The organism is Roseibium sp. (genome assembly GCF_048261595.1).
Lineage (GTDB): Bacteria > Pseudomonadota > Alphaproteobacteria > Rhizobiales > Stappiaceae > Roseibium.
The window spans coordinates 1-25,470 of the sequence record NZ_JBLXFW010000004.1; the positions used below are offsets into that span (position 1 = coordinate 1).

Genomic DNA, 25,470 nt, shown 5'->3' on the forward strand with positions numbered 1-25,470 from the left:
TCAACGCCAAAATCCAAAAAAACAGAACAAATCAAAATCCAAAAATTACCCAATGTGGATAAGCCAAACGCAAGCAGCTCACGGCCGTAGCGTTTTCCTTCGGTTTTGGCGCTACTCCACAAAATGTTAATTCCAGGAAAGGTTTGAGCCGGGAGACGGAGCTATTCTGAAGAACCGGCATGCGCCGCTATTCCAGTGCACAACGAACAGAGCTCTTTGCCAGTCTCAAAGTGGAGAAATCTCAGTTCCTGCTTCGTGGCCCGACCTTTTCGCCACTTCGAGCCGCTGCGTGTGGGAACGAAGATCCAGCTCCAGGTCCCGAGGGGAGACACGCGGTTCATGGCAAGCCCTCTAGTAAGGTCCCGGCACGGTCGGATCACGCCGCACTAGAATTGGCGGACGCATATCAGTGCGCGTAGACGTCCGGAGAAGTTGCCCCCCAGGCGCTGCGGGTGCGTTTTCGAGATGATGGTAGCGATTGCGTTGCGAGCTGGAACAAATTGCCCGCGTCAAGATTGTATGGGCTCAGCGTATCGGTCAGACGCTCAGCGCAGCGGGGAAAGGGTGGCACAACATGTGAGGTCTTAGGCAACTGTCATCGTCAAAGCGTATGAAGAACGCGAAGCATCTCAGGCAACGACGAGAGTCTGCCGGGCAATCAAATCTAAAATTTTCTTTTGAAGAGTGGCGCACCGGGGAGGATTCGAACCCCCGACCCCCAGATTCGTAGTTGTCTTTTTATCAATACTGCGCTTTTCGCTATTTTACGATAAATTACTATATATCAATATCTTATGAAAATTCCCTTACTATCCATTGTTGACTTTTTCTCGCCAATTCGCTTCCATCTGCTTACACAGTGCTTACACAGAAAGCCCTTTCAGGACCAAAAAGAGAGCGGCCTCAGTGTTGGTGCACATATGAACCCTGATCGTTCGTCAGAAGTCGTCAGGCCGTCAAAACAGCAGACAACGCAATGCGGTTCCATGAGCGGAACGCAAATAGCCGCTCCCGATTGCCGTCTCATGCTGTCAGTGGAGACGAAGAATGCCCAGGCTTTCAAAACGCTTGATCGATGCAGCCAAGCCCGGCGCCAAGCAGCAATTCTTGTGGGATGAAACCCTCAAGGGTTTCGGCCTTCTGATCCTGCCCAGCGGCAAGAAGTCTTTCATCCTCCAGTACCGCACCTTGGGCGGAAGGTCCCGAAGGCTCACGCTCGGGCCGTACGGAGCTCTCACTCCAACGGAAGCAAAGCGGATGGCAAGCGAGTTTATTGCCCGGATCCGGAATGGCGAAGATCCCATGGCGACCCGGCACTCCTTCCGCGCAGCGCCAACGATCAACGACCTTTTGGACAAATACTGGTCGGATCATGTTTTGGTACACAATGCAAAGACGACGCAACACACCTTCAAACACATCATCAAAAATATCCTGCGCCCTCACCTTGGCACAATGAAAGTCACGGAACTGACACGCAGAGACATCGCGGAGTTGCATTCCAAGCTGAAGCACATACCGCGTCAGGCCAATATGACGCTGTCAGTCTTGTCCAAGGCACTCAATCTGGCAGAGGTCTGGGGATGGAGGCCTGAACTTTCAAACCCTGTGCGTCTGATCAAGCGTTACAAGGAAGCCGAACGCGATCGTTTCTTGTCGGACCAAGAATTGGGCCGTCTAGGTGCCACTCTTGAGGAAGCGGAAACAATCGGATTGCCTTGGGTGATCACAGCCAGCGGAAAGACGCGCAAACACCTGCCGAAAGATGAAGAGAACCGCCGAACGCCTGTCAGCAAACCAGCACTCTTTGTCATCCGATTGCTTCTGCACACCGGGGCAAGGCTCTCGGAGATCCTGACGCTTGAATGGTCGCACGTCGATTTCGAAAACAGGATGCTGGCCCTCCCCAGCCGGAAGGGTGACGGCCGGAAGCCGCATCCCGTCAGCGATACCGTCATGGATCTCATAGACGAACTGGCTGTAACGAAGCGCAGCAATTATGTCATACCCCGCGATGGGGACGCGACACGCCATGTGAGCAAAGAGGTTGTTGAATCTGCTTGGCGGCGGATCCGCAAACATGCTCAGATCGAAGATGTGCGCCTTCATGATCTCAGGCACACGGTTGGAACGTTGGCATCGCAATCAGGCGGCAATGCTTTTCTGATCAGCCATCTGCTCCGGCATCGCAACGTCACGATCACAAACCGGTATGTAAACACGGATCTGGATCCGATCCGTGTTCTGTCCGGTGTTATCGGCCAACGACTCCTTGATGGATTGGCGAAGCGTCCAGAGCCCACGCCCAGCCCATATCAAGAAACCAGCAATGTGGTTCAATTCCCACGACGCCCCCCCTCTCCAAGTTGAGTCGCACTCTTGATCTGATTGCGGATGCCGATTTATGCTATCTATAATTGTATATTCTCTTCAACGCCCCCTGTTCCATGATTATCGAATTTCCAAGACAGAACCTCAAAGCGTTGGACGGACAGACGCTTCTGGAAGCCTTTGATTTTCTGATTTGGACTGCTGAGGAAGTGCAGAATGCATGCGCCAACGCCCTGGAAGTCGATTCTTCCTTTCCAAAATCAAGCAAGGCACTTTTAAGCTGGGTGTTTGATGGCAATGTACCGTTCACATTCGACGTCGAACTAGTATGTCGACGCGTGACAGCGCAAAGCAAAAAGCCGGACACTTACGAACGCGTACCGAACCCATCTTATAGGGTTAGGTCGGGCGATGCCGGGCGACGCGTAAGGCGATACATTCGACGAAAAGTCGCAGATGGGAAGATAGTACCGGCCAAACCGGAACCAGTCCGGCAGGCTGTGCATCTGATCCTGAGCTATCTTAAGGCACTTTTTGATTACATATCAGATGGACGTATTGAGATCTCGGTGCGCGATCCATCAGGTGCCAGAGAAAAGCTGGACAGGTCAGACTGGAGGTCGAGGCCGGGAAGAATCCGCCTGAATTTTGTCGGCAATGATGTTCTCCTGCCTCTCCAAAATCGACGCATTCAACGCTTCAGTAACGCAAGGTTGGTGCTGGCTGACGAGACACGCAAGGAGCTCAACAAGCCTCCCCGGCTTGTGACTTCTGAGATCGCAGATTGGCTGGAACTAGAGTTTTTCAGGTATGTGAAATTTTGCAATCGGCCCAAGGTTTTTGTCGACACGAAGGGCAAATTTCCGAAGCTTGGCAAAGGTCGTTTCAAGGAACTCTGGGACAAATACGCCCCGCAAGATTGGAAGAAGTCGGGCGCAATCCCGAAAAAATATCGCGGAATCAAAGTCTTAAAATAACTCCTCCAGCGATTTGCTCCCCCCTCCCTATTATAGATGAGGTTTTGAAATCAGGCTCCAACCATCGCAACCAACAAGGAGCGATGGTAATGGAAGCCATCTCTAAAGAACTCGATCGCAAACGATGCGTTTGCGAAAAGATTGCCGGACCTTATGTCGGGGCCTCGCCGAGAACCATGCAGGCGTGGCGAGTGCAGGGAAAAGGCCCCATCTACCTGAAACTCGGCAGAGCGGTACGGTATCGAATATGCGATTTGGACGATTGGCTTGAAGCCAATCGCCGCAAGTCCACCAGTCAAGGCGAGGTATGAAATTATGCCTCACTTACTGGAAAGCGAGCAACACGCACTTACTCTTCTCATTCAGATCGCAACTATTCTAAGCGGAAAGGACCGCCCTCCTGCCTCGATGGTCTTAGCGATGTTGAAGGAGAGTAAGTCCGTCGAGGTCAGCTTGGCCCCAATCGACGCAGAGCCGGGTTTGGATTCGATAATCATTCTGAACTTCCAGCTGAAGGAATTGCCGCCATGCCGGTAAGCCCTTCGATCAACTTTGGCCAGATTGCAAAGGCGGCACAGCTTCATTCCGACAGCCTGTGTCGCCGTTGGCTTCCGGATGGATATCAGGAAGGCAAGGAGTGGGTTGCCCGCAATCCACGCCGCGCCGACCACCACACGGGTAGCTTCAAGGTGAACCTGTCGACTGGTCGATGGGGTGACTTTGCAACAGGAAACAAGGGCGGCGATCTCGTCGCCCTTGCAGCCTATCTCTTCGACTTGTCGCAAAAGGAGGCGGCATTACGGATCGCCGACATGCTGAGGGTCGATCCATATGCCTAGCGATCCATTTGCCCCGATCCTGAAAACACCCGGTTCCAATAGCAGACAAGCCAGCCGACGCTGCCTTGTGCCGGTTCCCGTCTCTGCACCGCAAGCACCATCCGCTCATCCGAAGCTTGGGGAACCGTCCAAAGTTTGGCGCTATGTGGACGAGCAGGGGTGTCTTCTCGGTTTCGTCCTCCGGTTTGAAGCCGAAGACGGCAGCAAAAGCTTCCGCCCACTTTGCCTCTTCGAAGAACCCGGAGCGCTCCGTTGGCGCTGGCAAGCCTGGCCAGAGAACCGACCGCTTTATGGTTTGGACAAGATGGCCCAGAACCCCACTGCGCCAATCATCATAACGGAAGGCGAAAAGGCTGCGGATGCCGCGCAGGTTCTCTTGCCCGATCATATCGCAATCACATCCCCGGGCGGTTCAAATGGTGCAGCAAAAACCGATTGGTCACCCTTGAAAGACCGTAGTGTGATCATCTGGCCTGACGCAGATCCAGCCGGATCAAAATACGCCGACGCTGTCGCAGAGCGCGCCGAACATGCTGGCGCAAATTCGATCACCCGGCTTGAACCTCCGAAGGACGTTGGAAGCGGTTGGGATGCAGCAGATGCACTGCAAGCCGGATGGTCGCCAGATCAGGCGCTGAACTTCGTCAGGTCGGGCCAATCAATCAGATCCGTTGAAACGAAAACCAAGTCCGCATCGCAGACAATGCGGAAACCCCAATCCAACCGAAAGAAAAAGCCGTCATCAATCCTGTCCGCAGCAGATGGCGCCGAACTGTGGCACACGCCTCAGATGCAGGCCTATGCGTCCATTGAGGTCAACGGCCACACAGAACACTGGCGAATTGACGGCATCCACTTCAAGCGTTGGTTTTCGGGGCGCATCTACCACCAAACCGGGCATGTCCCGTCCGGCCAAGCCATATCTGATGCCTTGCGCGTTCTCGAAGTGCGCGCACTGGAAGACGGCGCCTGCCATCGGCCGATGTTGCGTGCGGGATGGGATGGGGAGGCTTGCTGGCTGGACCTCTGCGATGAACACTGGCGGGCGGTGAAGATAACCAGACACGGCTGGGAAATTGTAGACAAGCCGAAGGCCCGGTTCCTCCGAAATGAAACGATGGCCGCGCTTCCAGAGCCTGAGCCTGGAACGATGATCGAAACGTTCCGGAGCTTCGTGAATGCCGATGACAACGACTTCCAGCTCATCGTCGCATGGCTGGTTGCCAGCCTCTTCGGTCGCGGAAAGACCTTCCCGGTTTTGGCGCTAGGCGGGGAACAAGGCAGCGGCAAAACAACGATGGCGCGCTTGCTGCGGAGCTTGACCGATCCAAGCGATGTCTCGGCTCTTGCTACCCCGAAGGACGGGCGAGACCTCGTCGTCATGGCCGTCAACAACCACGTTCTGTCGTTCGACAATGTCTCCAAGGTGGAGAGCTGGTTTTCCGATGCTGTTTGCCGCCTCGCGACCGGCGCCGGTTTCATTACCCGCAAGCTTCATTCCGATGCCGATCCGTTCTGGTTTCAGGGCTCGCGGCCCGTGATTTTGAACGGGATCCCCAGCCTCACAGATCGCGCTGACCTGGCTGAACGATCCCTGACGGTACGTCTTCTGAGGATTGATGAGGCAGGACGTCAAACCGAAGATGAATTCTGGAAGGCGTGGGATCAGTCGAAGCCCGGCATCCTTGGCGCGCTGCTCGATGCAGTTTCGACTGCGCTACGAAATTGGGACGCGGTTGACCTCAAACAGAAGCCCCGCATGGCAGACTTTGCGCATCTGATCACTGCAGCGGAGCCTGGTCTTGGTTGGGAGACCGGCGAGTTCATGTCTGCCTACACTGCCAATCGGAAAGCCACGACCGAGGCAGTTTTTGAATCCGACCCCGTTGCTGTCGCAATCCTGAAATTCATTCAGGAAGAACACCCGACAAATGGATGGGAAGGGACAGCTACGGAGCTGCTCGGACACCTAAACCGTATTGTCTCCGACGACCTCCGCCGCTCCCGCTTCTGGCCAGCCAAACCGAACGCCCTCGGCAACGCGGTCGACAGGGCGGCACCGCTTCTACGGCATAGGGGAATTCAGACGACCAAACGATCTACAGGGGCGAAACGGCTGATTTTTTTAAAGCTGCAACATGCCTAAGCTCAAAAAATCTGACGTTATCAATGCGCAATCAGACTGTTTGAAAGAAGCCCAATCGCCGAAATGATTGGCTCGGTTCATCGCAACCTTTTCCAGCTTATCACCCAAGCCTTCGACACCAGTTCCGGCACGACTTCACGGTTGTGGAATCTGATGAACTCAACTATCAAGTCAGTTAAAAGGCCTAGGTGGCGGATATGAATAGTCCCAAGAGTTTCAAAGAACATTTTGGTGAACCCGACATCTCGATTGACCAGCATGCGAACCGACGTATCAAGGCACTGGGGCAAAGCCTTCGTTCACGCCGTGCCGTCTATCTCGATATGTGTTTTTGGATCATGCTGCGTGATGCCATTAGAAGTCATTCGATCGACACAGCCCGCAAACTTCTCGATCTTTTACGTGAGAAAACAAAAGCAGGATTGATATTCTGCCCTATCAGCGAGAATACATTCGTCGAGCTGATGAAGCAGTCTGACCCGACTTCTCGCACCATGACGGCAGCGCTGATTGACGAGCTAAGCCTGGGCATCACCCTCATTCCAGAGGATATGAGAGTTGGGACGGAAGTGGCTCACTTTCTCTATAAGAATTCCGGGCATACAGACCTATATCCACTCGAAGAACTGGTCTGGTGCAAGTTGAGCTACGTGCTCGGCATCCTCCATCCATATAAGACGCCTTTTGATCCATCCACCGAACGGGCCATTCAAAAAGCCTTCTTTGATCATATGTGGACCATTCCACTCATGCAGATGGTCGAGCAAATTGGTGACACTGAAATTCCGGGCCGCGACTTCAGCAATCTGGCAAATGATTTAAATGCCGGTATTGCCGAGCATGCCCATGAGTTGCGCAGTTTCAAACAGGCATACAAGGCAGAGGCATGGGGCGTTGTCGATATTGCGGGCGCCATTGCAGCAGACACTATTCCCGAGATCGCCGCAGCTAAGGGAATAATCTTGCCCGAGCCTACATCTGAAGAGCGCCAGCAGGCGGAAAATAGCTATAAGAATCTCATGGCTCTGGCTCTTGAAAAAGGCAAGGCTCAAAAAGAGCTCCGCACGATGCATATCCTTGCCAGCCTTCACGCATCGCTGCGCTGGAATAAAGGGCAGAAAGTCGTAAGCAACGGCATTTTTGATTTTCATCATGCCACTGCAGCACTTGCCTATTGCGATGCCTTTTTCTCGGAAGGTCCACTCTGCACGATGATCCAACAAAAGCACCTGCAACTGGACAAACAGTTCGAATGCTACGTCACCCCTGACATTGAAGATGCGGTAGTGTGGATTGAGGGATTGAACTAGATGTGTGTGGAGAAATTACCGGTGCGCGAATTGAGCTTCACAGTATAAGCGCGTTTTGCAGTGAGAGATATTTTGAGCGAAGAAGATGACATTCTAAAAATAATTTCTGATTTCATGAAGGGTAAATCAGGTTCGCCCAGCATGGAAATAGCAAAGCTTTCGATTGATGGCGAGTTGCCGCCAGATGCTCTCAATTTCCCGAAAATGAGTTCTAACTACGGTGAGTTTGTAAAAGAATATCCGGTTGTTGCATCCGGCTTGTCGAGATGCTCGTTAGAGCATTGCTTGGCAATAATCGGCTCGATGCTCACATTGCCTGAATTCCAGTCAAACGCTTATCGAATGGAAGTGCTGATCCATCTGGCATTCTTATGCGCGAAAGGGAAAGGTCGCCCGTCTCAGGCCCAGATCGTCGCGTGGTTCAACCAACTCGATAAGGGTACGTGTGGTCGGCAAGAAGACGCAGCAGAAGACGTGTTCGTGTCAATCGCATCGGTGAAGGCCGGCGATTTCCGCTTGTTTGAAGGCAATGCGGAGGGCAACGGATTTCACACCCAGTTGTTTCTGACAATTCTTGACGACATGCCTGATAATGGTTCTTACCAGGCGCTGAAAGCTGCCGTCGGTAGTTTACTCCGGTTATCGGATGAACTAGCTGAACGCACTGGAATACCCGTGTACAGTGTAGGTAACACTACGCCGGTCTCGAATATAAGAAAGCCTGACAATCGCACCTGGTCTGAATTGCGCAAGCGCGCCAGTTTTACATTCGAAGAATTGGCACAGCTCGGTATTGACCCCAATTCTTTGCGTCCGTTCATAATTGGCAGCAATGATGTAGAGAACCTTGAGGCTTATTGCCCCGGACATAGCCCACTCGACTTTAAGCCAATTTTTCCGACGAAGAATGGGCTGATCGTCTATCAGCCCGGCCTGATCGGTACGGCGATCAGGTGTTTTCTGATTACAAGCTGCATCAAGGCAGGCATGGAGGAGAGCCTTCATGCAGCGCTTGCAAATGCCTATACGATGCATTTTGCGAATGAGAGTTTCTTGGGGTCCTCCGCTCCTCTGCTTGAGATGCAGCGATATGACAGTTTTTATTCATCCCAGGTCGTGAAAGAAATAGATCAGGGAAGGTATTTGCATCTTTTGTTTTTTGTCGATGGCTTCGAAGGTTTCGACAACGGTGGTTTTATCGGACTCAATCCAGTCGAGAAAATCAGTGATTTTGTTAACAAATCTGTCGATCACGCGTACCAAACTTATTCGCCCAAAGACGGATTTCGGGAAGGTGTGACCTTCGTGATCGGTTGTGGTTGGGGGCGTTCCTTGGGGCTGAGGCTTGGAGATAATCCATCAGGCTGGCGGACAGAGATGATCCCAGCGCACGATGCGACTACGCTGAGCAGAACTCCGTCGTTTCAAGCTCTCGACCTGCTTAGGGTTCTGGATGCAAGCGATGCATTAGGCCGTTTAAATATTGAGGTCATGAACGCCAATGGTTTTCTAAATCTGTTCGCGTGGATCAAAGGGAACAACGGTCACATTATCCCGCACGAAAAGATGGATGATGACCTGCTTAATGAGTCCGGCCAAGGCTTCTTCAATATTCCTCTAAACTGTAACCTAAGGCTGCGGCACACCGCCTATCTGTCTGCAGACGTACGAACTTTAGCCAGGCCGGATGGCTCAATAGCAAAACTGCGACGAGCACACGGCACTCCCAGATATGGTACCGAAGACCTTTCGCCGTTCTATGCCGATATAGCTGCCTTGGATGAGCGGATATTCCGGTCCGTCTACATCGGAGATCGCGGAACTTACTGGGTTGAAGCCAATACGTCTCCGGAGTTGGATATAGAAACGAGATTTCACCTTGGCAACATGACGATGCATTGGGGTGAGTTGGTATTCCAACATTTCGATCAGCTTGAACGTACTCAAGAGGGTGTTCGTGCATCCTGCTGTTTCCATTTTCAGGATAGCAGGATGCCGGATGGAAATGATCCGATACCAAGTGATGAAGACGTTTCTGTGCTGGTTGAGTGTAGGAGTAACGATGCCGGCGTTTCGGTCACTTTCGATGTGAAAGAAGGTTTCATTTCGGCTGGCCGTCGCCCTGATAACTTTGGCGAACGGGCCATTGTACGGGCGCTCGTACGGTCTTGTTTCACGGCATTGTCTGAAACACCCGATGAAGACGAAATAGACGCTACCGTTAATGAAGTGGTTAAGACAGATAGCGCTCGGCACTTCCACGCATTTTCCGTTCCGCAACTGCGCGACTACGTAAGAAGCGATCTGCCCGATACGGTTCAAATTATCGAGAAGATGGACGATGCCTATACCCGTTTGGGTCTTGGGTGGCTTTGCAGGAATCCATCCGAGGGCAGTCAGATTGACGGTATTGATGAATGTAAGGCTTACCTGAGAAAACTTGTGAATGAGCTGGTTCAAAATTTTAAAGCCAGCGTCGCGCAGTTCGACAAACGTATGCTCGTAGAGAAGTTGCTTCGAAATCACGAAGCCTTGTTTGCGGAAATGGATACGTGGAAACGGACCTACGGTGCCGTTGAGGCGTTGAGCTCGGATAAATCTCTGGCAACGCGCGAAGCAATCAAACAAATCGGGAACTTCAACGCCGCAAGCATGTCGTCGCGCATAGCAATAGAAGCGGCAATTTGTGAAAGTCCGCTCAATGGCGGTTTAAAACCAGGGAACTATGACATCGCGCAAATGTTGGCTTATGCATCTTTGATTCACCACATGGGCGGGTATTCGGAGGCAATGATCGCCGGAATGATGCCGCCCGAGATCAAAATTTCGCCTGCCGGTGAAGTGATGATGAACCATGAGTTTTCTGAGGAAGTCATTCAGCCTTTTGGTGAGCATTTCCAGTCCATTTCGCTCAGAAACTCTGCGCAGAAATACATTGAAAATTACGCTTCGGATACTGATGGAGATGCCGAAGAAAAAGCAGAACAGACGCCCTCCGATCACGATCGGCAATTTGAAGAAGCTTGGCGTGAGGAATATGGTTTTACCTTAGATAACTTGCAGGCTTTTGTTGGCGGAATTGACGCATTGCTGGTGACTGACCGCAAAGCGGTACTCCAGATGAAACTGTCAAACCTGATCAAACGGCTTTGCAGCGAAAGCAGTCTCTCTTCTGAAATTGTCGCGGCCTGTATTCAGACATTTTCGTTCATTCCGCGTGAAAAATGGGACGTGTCGCCTGAGGGGTATATAAGTTCTGCTTGGTTCCCGTGGCAATTTCAACGCCAGCTCTCGCTGGTTTCTCGACCGATTATTCAGCTCGAAGATAGCGACGATCCGGAGTGCCTGATCGCCCCTGCGATGATTATCATGAACGTTGCGAAGTTTGTTTCCGACGCGAGAGATGGTGCGCTTGATCAGCGAATGTTCAAACAAGATGGCCTGATGTTTAAATGGGTTGGCTTAGTGAATGGCGATCAGGGGGAAGCGTTCAATGAAAAAGTCGCTGAGAAACTCCGAAGCACCGGATGGGATGCACAAGCCAATCTATCGGACGGCCAGATTCTGAACAGGAAGAAAAATCCGGCATTTGGTGATGTGGATGTCCTTGCATGGGACAAAACGCAAAAGCGCGTCCTTGTTGTTGAATGCAAAGACCTGTCATTTGACAAAACCATCGGCGAGATTGCGAGACGGCTCGCCAATTACAAAGGCGTTCTGAAAGCAAACGGCAAACGTGATGATCTAAAAAAGCATCTCGATCGGTGTGAAGATATCGAGGCCAATATCGCACAGCTATCTCAGTTTGTCGGATTTGATGTTGAACGCATTGACAGGGTCTTGCTGTTCAGTCAGTCAACGCCCATCCAGTTTTCAAAGATCGCCGAGCAATACGCCGTCACAGTTTGCACATTTGCGGACATCGCAGAGCAATTTCCGGCTGCTGATAGATGAGGTGCATGTCGCGTTGGCTCACCAAGATGCACAGGGGTGAATCATTTATTCTAGCGGCATGTAATAATTAACAAAATCTGGGTCTTTATTTGAATGTAGCTATGGTAACCGATGGCTGAGCAAACAACGGTACAACTCGAAGAGCATGAACTAATCTCTACTGTTCGGCGAAATTTCGAATGGGGCAATGCCGACGTGTTCGCTTTGGGCAGGCGAAACAGTATTTCTCGGCTAGGCGAAATCGCTGGCTACCTCTCGATGATGGGTGACAAAGACGGCAATCCCTATGTCGATTCAGTATGCGTCGTGCTTCCGCCATTCGGTGGTCGTAGCAAACATCAAATGCACGGAGAAGTTCGTGAAGGCCTAGGGCGCGCCTTTCGGCGGTTTGAAACAGATGAACAGAGAACCTTTCAATTCGTTGAGAAAACAATTGCGAACCTACTGCTCGTGCAAGCAACTGATTTTGATCAAGAGACGCTCGCCAAATTACTCCCCCCTGATATAAAGAACCAGGCGATAATTATTGGCGAAGCTGCTCTTTACACATCATCAAATGTAAAACCCTTTGAAGAGGGCAGCTATATTTCCGAAGATATTTGGTGCGCGCACCTGCACCACCTGATGACGGTTGTGGAAATTAGGGCAAATTCGACCAACAACTACATCATTTTAGATACTGGCGAAGAACTTCCATTGCGTTCGTCAAATATTGAGCTTTTAAAGTCGGTCGGAAATGTTGGCCTGTGTGGGAACGTCCGCGAAGAGGACCTTCCACCCGAGGACGTGATCTCGAGAGTTAGCGCGGTCCACGGTTTCATTGAAGCCGGTGCTGTCGGAAAAGCACTCTCACTTATAGAAAACGACGATAGTCTCTCGGATATGCGCAAATGGTACTTGCGCCTCGTGGTTTACCAGCAAGCCGGTTTTCAAGACGAAGCGAGCCAGATCTTGGATGAGTCTGACGAAAAGATCTCATCGCTAAATAGTCATAATTTGATTGGCGTAGCCAAAGTTGCAGCTGAAATCGGTCGCGATGATTTTGCTCAAGTACTTATAGAGCGTGCGCTTCCTGACCTCCTCGGATTAACTGAGCTCGAAGTTGCACTCCTAGTAGCTCTAAAAACGCATCGGCAATGGCTGATTGAGACCGTCCGCCAGCGAATCAAGACACTCCATCCCAGCTCAGAGCTTCTCCGATCCATAGACGGACGTAGCGCAGCGCGTTCCGGTGATTACGATAGAGCTTCGGCACAACTAAGGGCCTCATTAAACGCCAAAGAGCAAGAACTTGGTGAACTATATCGCTTACTTGCTGACGGAATCTCGGGTCCCTGCTTTTCTCAACCTACGGAACTAATGCGAAGCCTCGCAGCGAAAAAACCTGAATGGGCGAGCGAAATCCAACGGGAAATTATGCGTTCTCTAGAGCGTACCGGTAGACGGGATGAAGCAGTGGCACTGCTTTTCTCTGGTGAAATCGCCTGGGACAATGACTGGTTCAACGTCGCGCGTGGAATTCTTGAACGCTCGCTTGTATCTGGAAGTCAAGCAGTCGGAACCAACGTAGTGTTGCGCTTCATCGATTTAGCAGCGACCCATATCGCTGCGCATCCGGATGATGGCTGTACGCGCACTACTATGGCGGACTTCTTCGAAGTCGAGCGTACAGGATTCGGTGGCATTACGGCGTTGGTGATGAATGCGCTGGGTCGGGCTGTGAAATCGCGAAAAATCGAGAAAGATGATCACGACTGGGAGCAGCTCGGCAACATCGAACGGCTTCCAAACATTATTGAACGTGCCCTTGTCTCGCTAGGAGAGAAAAACAATGGCGTCGTGCAAATGGGGCGCGATGCAATCCCTGTTGATGTTCTAGGCGAGGATCCAGATCAAGTCTTAAACGGCTTATATCAAATGGTCGACTACTACGCGAATGCTTCGAATTCACCTACTGATGAGCAGGTATTGAAGCATATCGCTACGGTGGCTTTTGCTATTGCCCCAGCAGCAAAAAATGTCGATGGCGACCTGGAAATCGTGCGCCTCATAGCAGTGCAGCTGATATTGAACGGACGCTCTCAAGACGCACGCGACTTAGCGGAGTTGATGCTTGCCGTTGCAGGCAAACGTCCAGAGAGGCGCAGGAAAGCACTCACAGCATTTGCGGACATATACGCAAGGCTTCATCGGAGTCGCGAGGCACTGCTCGTACTTATTGCCGCTCTAGAATTGCCTTCAGATGGAACCTGGATTGAAATCTGGAAGGAGAATACGATTCTTCTTCGTGTGCTCCGAGATATTGGTTTGGTAGACGAGTCACTTCACATCATCGAACATCTGCGGGAAGTGTCGAACGGATCGACTAGCGCCGATTTCTACGCTACTCGACTTGAGATGCTGGAGTTTCATGTGCAATTTCTCAAATATGTTATTGGGAGCGTAGAAGCATGGCCAATAACCCGGCTTCTCGAAAGTGCAGTAGCAAATGCGCAGGCCGTTTTGGACGTTGGGGACGAAGCACTTCCAATTTCTGTGATGATGCGGCAGTTAATTGACCATGCAGAATTGGATGGCATGGAGTTGTCATCTGAGGTCCATCGAACACTACAGGATCTTTCTGCCAGTCTGGCTGGTTCTCACCAAAGTTTGATAGCGGCAATGGACCGCTCGCCAAAGGCTTCGGCGATAGCATCTGTGGCCAGTTCCATCCAGTCAGCGAGATATAACGACGACGTTAGCTACGATCTTCGAATCGCGCGGACGATGGGAAGCAAGCTCGCCAGATCTTCCACGCAAGAGGCAGATCCTGAAGGCTTCGCATATTCTGTTGAACTTCTCAGTGCACAAGGCGTTGGTGTCCATCACTACGGGAAAGAAATTAAAGCAGCAGCCCGAATTTTCGAAGATACGAAGTCTCCGCTCCATGCTGCCGTCGAAATCGCCGGTTTGGGAATTCCCATTATAGGTCTGGCATCGGACGGGAATGGGCTAATGTCGATGACTGTGACCGCTGAAGGCCCGCAAGCACCGGTGGCAGTGCCATCTGAAATCTTCGACCCCAGACAGTTGATTGAATGGGGCCAGACATTTCCTTATGCATACTCGGACCCCAGACTCAATGCGGAAGGTTTCCGGGATGCGACCAAACACTTGGGACTGCCTTGGCTTCCGGAGCGCACATTAATCATCTCTGGCGACCTCTCTCGGGTGCCGCCGAACGTGTTGACGGTTGAAGATGATCTTGCCGGTGCCTCTAGGGCGCTGGCCAGTACTCCATCTCTCTCATGGCTGAAAGCCTCGATTGCCGAAAATCGACAAAGCGACGGCACCGCGGCAGCTTGGATACCGGTTGCGGCAGGCGCTTCGCATATAGACACACTTAACCTGATGGCTGGCGATATTGAGGAAATTCTTACGTCAGCAAACATTGAGCTCTACACCCATTCCTCAACCCCAACTGCCCTAGCGTCGGCAGATCTCGCCATAATTGGCGCGCATGGCGGTCTGGCAGAGGACAACAGATATTTCAGAGGGTTGGGCGACGACCGTCATGAGCCAACAGATCTGCGGCAACTAACAGACATATTGAGGGGAAGCCGGGTAGCGGTCTTGTTTGTCTGTTCGGGTGGACGTTTGGACTTGCATCCTGAAAGCGGTGGTCTTTTAGGGATCACTCATAAACTGCTCGATAACGGGCTATCTGCCGTTATCGCCCCATCCTGGCCCATACCATTCACGCTCGCACGACCTTGGCTCAATGCGTTTCTAAATTCTTGGAGCAATGGTGATTGGATTATCGATGCTTGCTTTGCTGGCAACAATGCGGTCGCAGATGCTACCAGTCATGATTTTGGTCGGTCGCTTGCGATGACGCTTTACGGCAATCCGTTCATTACGCGCTAATCCGACAATGAGGTCGCAACTTTATTTTAGTTTAATCAGCTATATTTCAGAATACACGCCTGCTCCGCAATTAGTTAAGATTCTCAACATGCAAATAAATAGCAAAAATCATAATATATTTTAGCACTTACAATCCACCGAAAGAAACGTCTATGTATATATATAACAATATAAGATGGTATCATGGTACAGATAACATTTTTTTCGAATGGACATTTCCTCCCCCAGCGGCTCCATCTAAACCAGAACTAGTGCAGCACAGTGCAGTATTTCTAACAACTGACCAGAATTTTGCACGTTTATCTGGGCAGAAACTATGTGCTGCAAAAATATCAGAGAATGCATGTGTTCTAAATGTCCTAGAACCCAGCACAGCCAGTGAAAAGTTTCGTAAGGCCGTAAGAAATAAGGGAATGGGACGCTTTCATGCGCTTGCCCGAAACCAAGACGATTGGAATAACGCTTGGGCAAATGGAACGATGATGCGTTACGCTAGCACGCGTGGGAAAGATGCTGTGAAGTATGAGGCGCTAATGGAATTGGCTTTACGAGCGAAGCACGGTGACCTGCGGCAGGAAAATCTAGATGCATGGATCAAGATCCAAAACCTGACACGAAGTTGGATTGAAGAACTGGCCGTTATTGCCAGAGACCTAAGGTACGATGCACTGATTGGCCGTGAAGTTGATAACGATCGTAGTGCAGCACCCGACGTACTTTTTGCGTTGACAGCTAATGCTTTAACATCGCCGATTTGGTTAGATTGAGTCCTGTCTGAGCTTAACCGACAAATCAGAAAATTCTCGATTACGGCAAAAAACAGAGTGAAGAAATGCTCTCTGTAGCAAATGCGCAATCAGAGGTATGAATAGTCTCGTATGCTTAGTCGCTTCACTATTATTGAAGTGTAATCGCGCTATCCGGTCGCGGGTCCTTTCAGAGCCTTTTTGTCCTACGGGGTTATTCGCGACCGCTGGACTTGGAAACGCGCGGTGTTTTCAGAACATGTCAGGATGTTGTTTAGGATTATGTTTTGCGGGCGCGTGTGCCGAAGCTGACAACCTGCCACGACCTCTGACGGCTATAGCACTGTTTCAGAGCCTTGGATTCTCGAGCCGAAGACAACTTATGACGGCTCTGACGAGGCTTCTTCTTTTTCAAATTTGGGAACAGAGAAAGAATGGCGCCGACTGACTCGATGCCGGAACAGCAGGCGAAAACTGCTTACACAATGCTTACACAGTCCTGTTTTCGCTACAGTGAATTTATGCTAGGTTATTGAAAATAATGGCGCACCGGGGAGGATTCGAACCCCCGACCCCCAGATTCGTAGTCTGGTGCTCTATCCAGCTGAGCTACCGGTGCATTTTGCGGCGGCTTGGTCTTCAATGGCCTCTCAGACTGTTCGTCAGGACCGTGAGACTGCCTCGCGAAACCGTTGGCCGCGCTTGGGGCGCCGCCATGCGATGGAGGTCTTCTACTTTGCTCCCTTGCGCATTGCAAGCGCCGTTTTCGTTTTTTTTCCGCTTCTTCACGGACCTTAAAAAAAGCGCCCAAATCCGGTCATTTCAGCCTGTGAAAAACTCTGATCGCGCAGGCTTCACGTTCGTTTGGCGTTGCGCACCAGTCTGAACCTGTGGTCAGTCACCGGGGGTTGATCTGGAATTTCAAGATGGAAGCAGGTGCCCTTGGCCGTCTCGTCGAGACAGATCTGACCGCCATGAGCCTTCAGCAGTTCAGAGGCGATCGCAAGGCCCAGCCCGACACCACCCTGTTTCGAACTGCCGTGAAATGCCTTGAACAAGGCAGTTCGGACCATTGCCGGGATGCCCGGCCCGGTGTCACTGACAGATATATGAACGCAAGGCCCTTCGCGCTTCGCATCCAGTGTGATCCGGCGCACCAGAGACGGGTCCTTCTCCGCCTCCAGAGCCTGAACCGCGTTGCGGCAAAGGTTCAGAAGCACTCGGAAAATCTGCTCGGGATCTGCATCGACTTCCAGGTCCTTTGGAACAGAGTTCTCAAAGGCAACCGCGCTGCTCTCCGATAGCCCCAATACGTCGGCGACGTCCTCGCAGACCGTATGCAGGCACAGCAGGCGCCGTCTCGGGGCTTCTTCCTGCGCCTTTCCATAAGCCATCACCGCCTGAGTATAGGTCACCGCGCGGTCCAGGGTCGCGAGGATCTTGGGCGCAAGGCGCGTAACCGTCGGATCGGGGACATGTTCCAAGCGCTCCAGAAACAGCTGCGCGGAGGCGAGCAGATTTCTGAGATCGTGGTTGATCTTGGAAACAGCGAGACCGAGGTCAGCAAGTCTCTGTTTTTGGTGCAAGTGGCGTGACAGCGCCTCCTGCATGGCCGCAAGGCGGACTTCGGCATCGCCAAGTTCGTCCTTACGGCCGGTCAGGGCAATGATCCGGGACGCATCATCAGGCGCTTCGGCATAGTGATCCATGGAGCGCGTCAGCCGTTGCAAGGGACGAACGAACAACGCGCGAAGGCTGACATAGACCAGGGTTGCCGTGATGACCGAGATCACCAGGGACAGTCCCAGAATGCGCCAGGAGAATGCGAGCATGTCGTTCTGCAACAACGCGATCGGCAAGACGACGTCGACATGCTTGACCAACCCCATCTGACCGGCATCGACAGCGCGCATCAAGCCATCGCCGCGATAGGCAAGAATCCGGAAACTCTCGATGATCGAACTCCACGCCGTCATCTCCGACAGATCGACAACGAACTCCACATTCAAGGGGATCTCGCTCATGGCAATCAGGCTCCGCCGGGAACCAAGGTCGAGAGAGATAGCTGTTGCACCGGTGGTGCGCAGAAGCTCCTCCTGCAAGCGCGGTGCAATCGTATTTGTCTCGCTCAAGACAGCAGCTGCGACACCGGCGGTCGCCAGACGATCCTTCAGCCATGTGTTGCGGTAATTGGCGACCGACGGAACATAGATGAATACTTCGGCGAGCATGACAAAGACGATGGTCAGAAGGAGGAGCTTCCCGGACAGGCCGCCCAGGCGCGCTCCGTCAGGGGCGCGCATGCCATCTTCTCCATTTACGACGCCCTGGGCAGAAATCGCAGGTTCCGCCGGACCGCTCGGAAGACCGTCATGCTTCATGCAACAACACTCGCAATGCTTTCGCCAATGGCCACCTAATCAACGCGGCGCACAGGGATGCTGTGTTTATTTCTTACCCGAGTTTGCGAAGAAAGCGAACAATCGAGCGAACGATGGAGGACTTGGGGGCGTCCGCGTAGTAGGAAATCGCTGCCCGGCGCACCAGTTCGCCCAGCGTCGGATAAGGTGCGACAAATCCGGCAAGATCCTTCATTTTAAGTCTTCGGGACAGGGCAAGAGACAACAGGTTGATGATTTCGCCAGCCTGGTGACCGACGATATCGCCCCCAAGTAGACGACCGCCCGGTCCGACAATCAGCTTGAGACTGCCAAGGGGGAGACCTTCTGCAATCGCCCGGTCGTTGCCCGAGTAGTCCGCGGTGAGGACCCGAACACCTTTCCCAAAACGAGCACGAGCCGCGGCTTCGCTCAAGCCGACATGTCCGAGCTCCGGGGAGGTATAGGTGACCCAGGGCATGATGGTGTCATCGAAACGGATCGGCAGGCGAAACAGAATGGAGCGGATCACGAGCCCCGCCTGATAACCCGCTGCATGTGTGAACTGCAGCCCCCCGACGACATCTCCAATCGCATACACTTTCCGGTTGGACGTGCGCAGACCCCGATCAATCTCGATGCCTCTGCTGGAAAACCGGATACCAGCCTCATGGAGTCCGAGCCCCTGGACATTGGGGGTCCGGCCGGTTGCCACCAGGAGATGCGACCCGCTCAAAACCGACTTGCCGTGAGAATTTTCAACCGAAAGCTCGATCACGCCATCGACCGAACGAACGGATGTGACCCTGGTCTCCTCGAGAAGACCAACGCCCTCACCCCTGATCTTTTCGAGAACCACTCCTGCCAGTTCCGCATCATCTCGACCAAGTGCTTTCTGTGCTTCGACGACGGTAACTCGGCTGCCTAGACGGCGGTGCGCTTGCGCCATTTCCAGACCAATGGGGCCGCCGCCGATGATCAGAAGGTGCTCCGGCGCCTCGGTCAGTTCGAACAAGGTCTCGTTGGTAAGATAGGGCACCTGAGCAAGTCCCTCGATCGGCGGGATCGCCGCGGACGAGCCAGTGGCGATCACGAAGCGCCGAGCCTTGATCCTGGTTTCACCGACGACAACACTACCGGCGTCTTCAAAGCGCGCTTCGCCCTGCAGGACCGTGACACCGAGCCCTTCAAACCTTTCGACAGAATCATGCGGCGCAATGGCCGCGATCACCGAGCGAACATGACGGTTGGCGCTTTCAAAGCTGATTTCGCCCGGACCCGAGACAACGCCGATGCGCGGATCCGGACCGTGTGCTGATGCTGCCTTGCCCGCTGCAAGCAAAGCCTTGGAGGGCACACAGCCATAGTTGAGGCAGTCGCCACCCATCTTGTCCTTTTCAATCAGGACGACGTCGACACCAAAGGCAGCGGCTGCGGCGGCAACCGACAACCCTCCGGAGCCGGCCCCGATTACGCATATGTCCGGTTTCAGAAGAGCAGACATGGCGAACCTTTTCTCAAATGCAGCGCGTGGCCTGGAGCGCCACCCATCAGCCCCGTTCCGACCGCGACCGGAATTTCTTCAGGGCGACCGGTATCAATGAAGCAATACCCAGCGCGAAGAATGCGACGATCAGCTCTTGCGTCAGCAGCGCTCCGACTTCAAGCTCGCACGTGCCGACTTCAGCACATCCCGGGTTCGCAGCTTCCTGTGCCGCGATCACACTATCGAGTCCGGACCCAATCACTGCAAATGCAAAAGTGCCGGGTACGATGCCGATAAAGGTCGCAAGCACGTATGTTCCAAGAGGGACCCCAACAATCGCGGGTGCGATGTTGACCAGCCAGAACGGAAAGACGGGCGTCAGCCGCAGGAACAGGAGATAGCTGAGGGCGTTTTCCCGAAAACCCTTTGCCAGACCGGAGACGAACGGCCCTGCCCGGCCGGTCAGGAGTTCCCCAAAGGAGGAGCGCGCGATCAGAAAGATGAGCGTTGCACCCAATGTGGCACCGACGACGGTCGCCGTGGCAGAAACGAGCCAACCGAAAAGGAGCCCCCCGGCAATGGTCAGGAAGGAAGCTCCGGGAAACGACAATGCGACCGCCAGAATATAAAGGCCGACGTAACCGCCGACGGCCAACGCCAAATTGCTGTCAACGAACCCTGATAGGGCAATACGGTTCCTGATCAGTCCCGAAAGGGTCAGTTGTTCGTGCCAACCCATGAACCAGGCGAAAGCCATCGCACCCAGTATCAGGGCAACAGGAACCCACCGGCGAACGGTATTGCCGAATCGGGCTGAGGCTTGCGTCATGGAGGATTTCCTGCCCTGCGCTTTCCTCTTCAAATGCGGGTCCGTTCCGGAGATACCCTCGTTCATGCCTTGCGCTTCCTGGTCCCTTGCTTTGCTGCTCGCCGTTATTTGTCGTAAACGTGTACATGAAAACGCCCAATAAGAAGCCCATATCACCGACAAGTGAGCCAATGGTGAGCGCTTCTTCGCCCCTTCGGAGGCACGACCGCTGGAGTTTTCCAACCCACGGCCTTAAACGGCAAGTTACTGCAGATAATTGCAGGATGGCGCGTTGACTTGCGCGGCTCTGCCCCGTATAAGCGCGCTCGACTGGAATTCGCATCCGGAACCATGCCTTTTATGGGCGCGTCAGAATATGGCGCTAAGGGTGCTTCCTCCGAGACATTCGATAAGCAAGGGCCGCGCTGTTCGCGCGGGTAAGAACAATGAAGCGTACGTATCAACCGAGCCGTCTTGTCCGCAAGCGTCGCCACGGCTTCCGTGCACGCATGGCTACCAAGAATGGCCGTCAGGTTCTCGCGCGTCGCCGTGCCAAGGGCCGCAAGTCCCTCAGCGCCTGATCCGGCCAACGCACTCGGCGCCGCTGGTGATGACTGGTTTTGACCCACAAGTTACACCACAGCCGATGGAAACACTTAAAAAGCGCTCCGAATTCCTAGCCGTCGCCAAAGGTGGACGGGTAGGACGGCGCGCTTTTGTGCTTCAAGCCCTCAAAAGCGACAGTAACGGCGCGCCGCGCGTTGGTTACACGGTGACCAAGAAGACAGGCAATTCGGTGGTCCGCAGCCGGATCAAGCGCCGACTGCGCGCAGCCGTTGCAGCGCTGGATCCGTCCGATGTTCCCGCAATGACGGATTTCGTTCTCATCGGGCGTGAGACTGCACTGTCCCTGCCCTTCGAGGATCTCGTATCAGATATCAAATCAGGCCTTCCGCTTGCACTTGATCCACGGTCGGGGCAACGTCGCCCCAGATCGAGCGCCCATCGAGGCAAGCCGGCTCCCAATGCCGCATCGAGCAGAAAACAGGGGTAGTCCAGTTGTTCTCCGAAAACCGAAATACGATTCTAGCAATCGTTCTGTCGCTGATCGTTCTGCTCGGCTGGCAGTATTTCATCGCCCAGCCCCAGATGGAGCGCCAACAGGCTGCCCTTCAGGCGCAGCAGGAAGCTGAACGCCAGGCGGCGGAGGCTGCCGGAAATCCGGTCACCCCAGCCCCAAACGCGACACCTGGACAAATTTCCAGCCCGCAGGCAGGTGCGGCTGTTGCGACTGTGACCCGTGAACAGGCATTGGAACGCAACGAGCGGGTCGTCATCGACACTCCGCGCCTGTCCGGTTCAATCAATCTGGTAGGGGCGCGTCTCGACGACCTTCGTCTCAAGGATTATCATGAGACGGTAGACAAGAGCAGCCCGACCATCGTGCTGCTGTCGCCCAAGGGCAGCCCGAAGCCTTACTATGCAGACTACGGCTGGGTAGCGAACCCGGGTGCTGACGTGGCTCTTCCGGGGACCGATACGCTCTGGTCCGTAGAGGGGAATTCAACCCTTTCCCCGTCCAATGCGGTCACACTTGCCTGGGACAATGGCCAGGGCCTGACGTTCAAACGCACCTTCAGCATCGACACCAATTACATGTTCGATGTCAGCCAGACCGTAGAGAATGCAAGTGGCGAAGCCGTCACGCTGTTCCCTTATGCCCTGATCGCCCGCAACGGCGAGCCGGAAACGTCCGGCTTCTACATCCTCCATGAAGGCCTCCTTGGCGTCTTCGGCGAGGAAGGCTTGCGCGAAATCGATTATTCGGACCTCGCCGAGGAAGGCCAGATTCGTCCGTCAGAGGTGGACCAGGGCTGGCTCGGTATTACCGACAAGTATTGGGCAACGACGCTGATCCCGACACCGGGCTCCAGCTTTCAGCCCAGCTTTAGCTACTCCCTTGCAACCGGCAACTATCAGGCCGACTTCCTCGGCCAGGCAGTGGAGATCGCAGCAGGCGCCAGCGCCAGCCATACCTCCTCCCTGTTTGCAGGTGCCAAGGAAACCAACCTGATCGACGCATATGAGGAAGCGAAGAACATTTCCCGCTTCGAACTGTTGGTTGACTGGGGCTGGTTCTACTTCCTGACCAAGCCGATGTTCTTCGCCATCGACTGGCTGTTCCATCTGGTCGGCAACTTCGGCGTTGCAATCCTGCTGATCACCGTTGCGGTCAAGCTGGTCTTCTTCCCGCTCGCCAACAAGTCCTACGTCTCCATGAGCAAGATGAAGCTCGTGCAGCCGCAGATGACCGAGATTCGCGAGCGCTACGCAGACGACCGTGCGAAGCAGCAGCAAGCCCTTATGGAGCTTTACAAGAAGGAAAAGATCAATCCGCTGGCAGGCTGCCTGCCGGTCCTGATCCAGATTCCTGTCTTCTTCTCGCTCTACAAGGTTCTGTTCGTGACCATCGAGATGCGTCACGCGCCGTTCTTCGGCTGGATCCAGGACCTTTCGGCTCCGGATCCGACTACCCTGTTCAACCTGTTCGGCCTCATCCCGTGGGACCCGCCCCAGATGCTGATGCTTGGTGTATGGCCTCTCATCATGGGCGTGACCATGTTCGTCCAGATGAAAATGAACCCTGCCCCGCCGGACCCGACGCAGCAGATGATCTTCACCTGGATGCCGGTAATCTTCACCTTCATGCTGGCGTCCTTCCCGGCCGGTCTCGTGATCTACTGGGCCTGGAACAACACGCTGTCGGTTGCACAGCAGTGGGTGATCATGCGCCGCCAGGGCGTGAAGGTAGAGCTCTTCGACAATCTGAAGGGCACCTTCAAGCGGAAAAAAGAAGCCGCGGACAAAAGCTGACAAGTGGCAGGCAACCTGCTAGAAAACGAGGGCTCCGCAAGGCGGGGCCCTTTTTCATTCACGCCGGAAAGCCCGGCGATCAGGAGTATCGTGACGATGATCCACTGACTTCAGACCCGTTTTGCAAGGCGTTTGCCGACCACCGGGTCGCTCGCAGCGGATGCTGCCTTTCCTCCTTGCCTACTTCTGAAATCGTGGAGTTTCCATGCACGGTCCCGATCCGAATTCTCGCTTCCCCTTTCCGGGAGCAAATCACACCGTCTTCATCAAGAACGTCGTTACCGGCCCGAATATCGAAGCCGGCGACTACAGCTACTACAATGATCCCGATAAGCCCGAACGCTTCCAGGACAAATGCGTCCGGTACCATTTCGAGTTTCTCGGAGACCGCCTCGTGTTCGGCAAGTTCTGTGCGCTTGCAACTGGCGTGGAGTTCATCATGAACGGCGCCAATCATGCGCTTGGCGGCCTTTCAACCTTTCCCTTTCAGATCTTCCAGAACGGCTGGGAGAAAGACTGCGACCTTTCGGTTTTCCTCGAGCAGTCGCGCGGTGACACGATCATCGGAAACGATGTATGGATCGGTACGGATGCCACGATCCTGCCGGGAGTTTGCGTCGGGGACGGCGCGATCATTGCTGCCAAGGCCGTCGTGGCACACGATGTGCCGCCCTATTGCGTTGTCGCCGGCAACCCTGCCCGTATCGTCCGGCAGCGGTTTCCTGCGAAGGTGATAGAGGAACTTCTCGATATTGCCTGGTGGGATTGGCCCGTCGAGAAAATTACCGGAAACCTCGCCGCCATTCGCGGATGCGACATTTCCCGTCTGCGCCAGGTGAACTCCTGAAACGCCGCAATAATCCGCGCCCGCCATCGTTTACTCGACGCCGGGCGCAATGCCAGCTAGAAGACCAAGCATGAGCGACGAACCGAAATTCACTGACGAACAACTTGAGCAAGCAAGGCTTCTGTTTGCAAAGCCTTGGGACTTCCGCACCAGCGTCACCGACATGGCCAATCTGCCCGAGATCGGCAACACCGAGATCGCCTTTGCGGGACGGTCCAACGTGGGCAAGTCGAGCCTGATCAATGCCCTGACCGGTCGCAAGGGTCTGGCCCGAACATCAAGCACTCCGGGCCGGACGCAGATGCTGAACTTTTTCTCGGCCGATGACGCACCGCTGACGATTGTCGACATGCCCGGCTACGGCTATGCGCAGGCACCGAAGGAACTCGTCGAAGCCTGGACCAATCTCGTGTTCGCCTATTTGCGCGGGCGGCCAACCCTTCGCCGCGTCTTCCTTCTGATCGACAGCCGTCACGGCATCAAGACAATCGATGAGGAAGCCATGTCCCTGCTCGACAAGGCGGCAGTGATCTATCAGGTGGTCCTGACCAAATCGGACAAGATCAAGCCCCCGGCTCTGACACGCCTGATAGATGAAACCCTTGCCAAGCTGGCGAAGCGCCCGGCCTCCTATCCGGAAGTCATTGCCACCTCTTCGGAGAAGGGCAAGGGCCTTGCCGAACTCAGGGCCGAAATCGATCAACTGGTGAAGAACTGACCGCGGACGCGATTGAGAAGCTCAACGAAAACAGCTATCAACCGCATTTGAATTGAACCATCCAGGACGTGGGACGTTCACCAGAACAGCCGCTGCCCTGGCGTCTTGAACCCGATAAGCCTGACGGCCTCCTGCCTCGAAAGCGGATGT

16 protein-coding genes and 1 tRNA gene are annotated in these 25,470 nt (G+C 53.7%); 13 read left to right on the plus strand and 4 right to left on the minus strand.

The window, feature by feature from the left end; translation table 11 throughout:
- Positions 1–1,047: 1,047 nt before the first annotated feature.
- From ACN0SY_RS13605 to ACN0SY_RS13640, 8 genes are all read left to right on the plus strand, one after another.
- A complete protein-coding gene (locus tag ACN0SY_RS13605) occupies positions 1,048–2,370 on the plus strand; it encodes a tyrosine-type recombinase/integrase (RefSeq protein ID WP_417687954.1) in 1,323 nt (440 codons plus the stop codon).
- Between the two features lie 77 nt (positions 2,371–2,447).
- A complete protein-coding gene (locus ACN0SY_RS13610) occupies positions 2,448–3,308 on the plus strand; it encodes a hypothetical protein (protein ID WP_417687956.1) in 861 nt (286 codons plus the stop codon).
- Between the two features lie 527 nt (positions 3,309–3,835).
- The gene (locus ACN0SY_RS13615) at positions 3,836–4,147 is read left to right on the plus strand and encodes a hypothetical protein (protein WP_417687958.1); all 312 of its coding nucleotides are present in this window, start codon (positions 3,836–3,838) and stop codon (positions 4,145–4,147) included.
- Positions 4,140–6,293 carry a DUF6371 domain-containing protein gene (locus tag ACN0SY_RS13620; protein ID WP_417687960.1) on the plus strand — a complete coding sequence of 718 codons (2,154 nt, stop codon included), beginning with the start codon at positions 4,140–4,142 and terminating at the stop codon, positions 6,291–6,293. The genes ACN0SY_RS13615 and ACN0SY_RS13620 overlap by 8 nt, the downstream gene beginning before the upstream one ends.
- A gap of 197 nt (positions 6,294–6,490) precedes the next feature.
- Positions 6,491–7,603 carry a hypothetical protein gene (locus ACN0SY_RS13625; RefSeq protein WP_417687962.1) on the plus strand — a complete coding sequence of 371 codons (1,113 nt, stop codon included), beginning with the start codon at positions 6,491–6,493 and terminating at the stop codon, positions 7,601–7,603.
- A 72-nt stretch (positions 7,604–7,675) separates the two neighbouring features.
- Positions 7,676–11,557, plus strand: a complete 3,882-nt coding sequence (locus ACN0SY_RS13630) for a hypothetical protein (protein WP_417687964.1) — start codon at positions 7,676–7,678, stop codon at positions 11,555–11,557.
- Between the two features lie 111 nt (positions 11,558–11,668).
- Positions 11,669–15,463 (plus strand): tetratricopeptide repeat protein, encoded by a 3,795-nt coding sequence (locus tag ACN0SY_RS13635; RefSeq protein ID WP_417687966.1) that lies wholly within the window; start codon positions 11,669–11,671, stop codon positions 15,461–15,463.
- 413 nt (positions 15,464–15,876) lie between these two features.
- The gene (locus ACN0SY_RS13640) at positions 15,877–16,230 is read left to right on the plus strand and encodes a hypothetical protein (RefSeq protein WP_417687968.1); all 354 of its coding nucleotides are present in this window, start codon (positions 15,877–15,879) and stop codon (positions 16,228–16,230) included.
- 521 nt (positions 16,231–16,751) lie between these two features.
- Here ACN0SY_RS13640 and ACN0SY_RS13645 read toward each other — a convergent pair.
- The 4 genes from ACN0SY_RS13645 to ACN0SY_RS13660 form a co-directional block, all read right to left on the minus strand.
- Positions 16,752–16,828 (minus strand) — tRNA-Arg (locus tag ACN0SY_RS13645).
- Positions 16,829–17,063: 235 nt separating this feature from the next.
- Positions 17,064–18,590, minus strand: a complete 1,527-nt coding sequence (locus tag ACN0SY_RS13650) for a sensor histidine kinase (protein WP_417687970.1) — start codon at positions 18,588–18,590, stop codon at positions 17,064–17,066.
- Between the two features lie 73 nt (positions 18,591–18,663).
- Positions 18,664–20,091, minus strand: coding sequence for a dihydrolipoyl dehydrogenase family protein (locus ACN0SY_RS13655; RefSeq protein ID WP_417687972.1), 1,428 nt, complete (start codon positions 20,089–20,091; stop codon positions 18,664–18,666).
- A 46-nt stretch (positions 20,092–20,137) separates the two neighbouring features.
- Entirely contained in the window at positions 20,138–20,902 is a 765-nt protein-coding gene (locus ACN0SY_RS13660; protein ID WP_417687974.1) for a TVP38/TMEM64 family protein, read from the minus strand.
- Between the two features lie 425 nt (positions 20,903–21,327).
- Between ACN0SY_RS13660 and rpmH the strand changes: the two genes are divergently transcribed.
- The 5 genes from rpmH (at position 21,328) to yihA (ending at position 25,320) form a co-directional block, all read left to right on the plus strand.
- On the plus strand, positions 21,328–21,462 hold the full coding sequence (rpmH, locus tag ACN0SY_RS13665) for a 50S ribosomal protein L34 (RefSeq protein WP_006934271.1): 135 nt from the start codon (positions 21,328–21,330) through the stop codon (positions 21,460–21,462).
- A gap of 65 nt (positions 21,463–21,527) precedes the next feature.
- On the plus strand, positions 21,528–21,935 hold the full coding sequence (gene rnpA, locus ACN0SY_RS13670) for a ribonuclease P protein component (RefSeq protein WP_417688716.1): 408 nt from the start codon (positions 21,528–21,530) through the stop codon (positions 21,933–21,935).
- A 5-nt stretch (positions 21,936–21,940) separates the two neighbouring features.
- Positions 21,941–23,755 (plus strand): membrane protein insertase YidC, encoded by a 1,815-nt coding sequence (gene yidC / locus ACN0SY_RS13675; protein ID WP_417687976.1) that lies wholly within the window; start codon positions 21,941–21,943, stop codon positions 23,753–23,755.
- A gap of 205 nt (positions 23,756–23,960) precedes the next feature.
- Positions 23,961–24,602 carry a CatB-related O-acetyltransferase gene (locus ACN0SY_RS13680; RefSeq protein ID WP_417687978.1) on the plus strand — a complete coding sequence of 214 codons (642 nt, stop codon included), beginning with the start codon at positions 23,961–23,963 and terminating at the stop codon, positions 24,600–24,602.
- Between the two features lie 70 nt (positions 24,603–24,672).
- On the plus strand, positions 24,673–25,320 hold the full coding sequence (gene yihA, locus ACN0SY_RS13685) for a ribosome biogenesis GTP-binding protein YihA/YsxC (protein WP_417687980.1): 648 nt from the start codon (positions 24,673–24,675) through the stop codon (positions 25,318–25,320).
- The last annotated feature ends 150 nt before the right edge of the window (positions 25,321–25,470 follow it).

What these genes read in the sequence shown, in the direction of transcription:
- ACN0SY_RS13625 (WP_417687962.1), top strand. Translation starts at nt 6,491, where the DNA reads ATGAATAGTCCCAAGAGTTTCAAAGAACATTTTGGTGAACCCGACATC.
- ACN0SY_RS13650 (WP_417687970.1), bottom strand. Translation starts at nt 18,590, where the DNA reads ATGAAGCATGACGGTCTTCCGAGCGGTCCGGCGGAACCTGCGATTTCT.
- rpmH (WP_006934271.1), top strand. Translation starts at nt 21,328, where the DNA reads ATGAAGCGTACGTATCAACCGAGCCGTCTTGTCCGCAAGCGTCGCCAC.
- rnpA (WP_417688716.1), top strand. Translation starts at nt 21,528, where the DNA reads ATGGAAACACTTAAAAAGCGCTCCGAATTCCTAGCCGTCGCCAAAGGT.
- ACN0SY_RS13680 (WP_417687978.1), top strand. Translation starts at nt 23,961, where the DNA reads ATGCACGGTCCCGATCCGAATTCTCGCTTCCCCTTTCCGGGAGCAAAT.
- ACN0SY_RS13640 (WP_417687968.1), top strand. Translation starts at nt 15,877, where the DNA reads ATGGGACGCTTTCATGCGCTTGCCCGAAACCAAGACGATTGGAATAAC.
- yihA (WP_417687980.1), top strand. Translation starts at nt 24,673, where the DNA reads ATGAGCGACGAACCGAAATTCACTGACGAACAACTTGAGCAAGCAAGG.
- ACN0SY_RS13610 (WP_417687956.1), top strand. Translation starts at nt 2,448, where the DNA reads ATGATTATCGAATTTCCAAGACAGAACCTCAAAGCGTTGGACGGACAG.
- ACN0SY_RS13655 (WP_417687972.1), bottom strand. Translation starts at nt 20,091, where the DNA reads ATGTCTGCTCTTCTGAAACCGGACATATGCGTAATCGGGGCCGGCTCC.
- ACN0SY_RS13635 (WP_417687966.1), top strand. Translation starts at nt 11,669, where the DNA reads ATGGCTGAGCAAACAACGGTACAACTCGAAGAGCATGAACTAATCTCT.
- ACN0SY_RS13660 (WP_417687974.1), bottom strand. Translation starts at nt 20,902, where the DNA reads ATGACGCAAGCCTCAGCCCGATTCGGCAATACCGTTCGCCGGTGGGTT.
- ACN0SY_RS13620 (WP_417687960.1), top strand. Translation starts at nt 4,140, where the DNA reads ATGCCTAGCGATCCATTTGCCCCGATCCTGAAAACACCCGGTTCCAAT.
- ACN0SY_RS13605 (WP_417687954.1), top strand. Translation starts at nt 1,048, where the DNA reads ATGCCCAGGCTTTCAAAACGCTTGATCGATGCAGCCAAGCCCGGCGCC.
- ACN0SY_RS13615 (WP_417687958.1), top strand. Translation starts at nt 3,836, where the DNA reads ATGCCGGTAAGCCCTTCGATCAACTTTGGCCAGATTGCAAAGGCGGCA.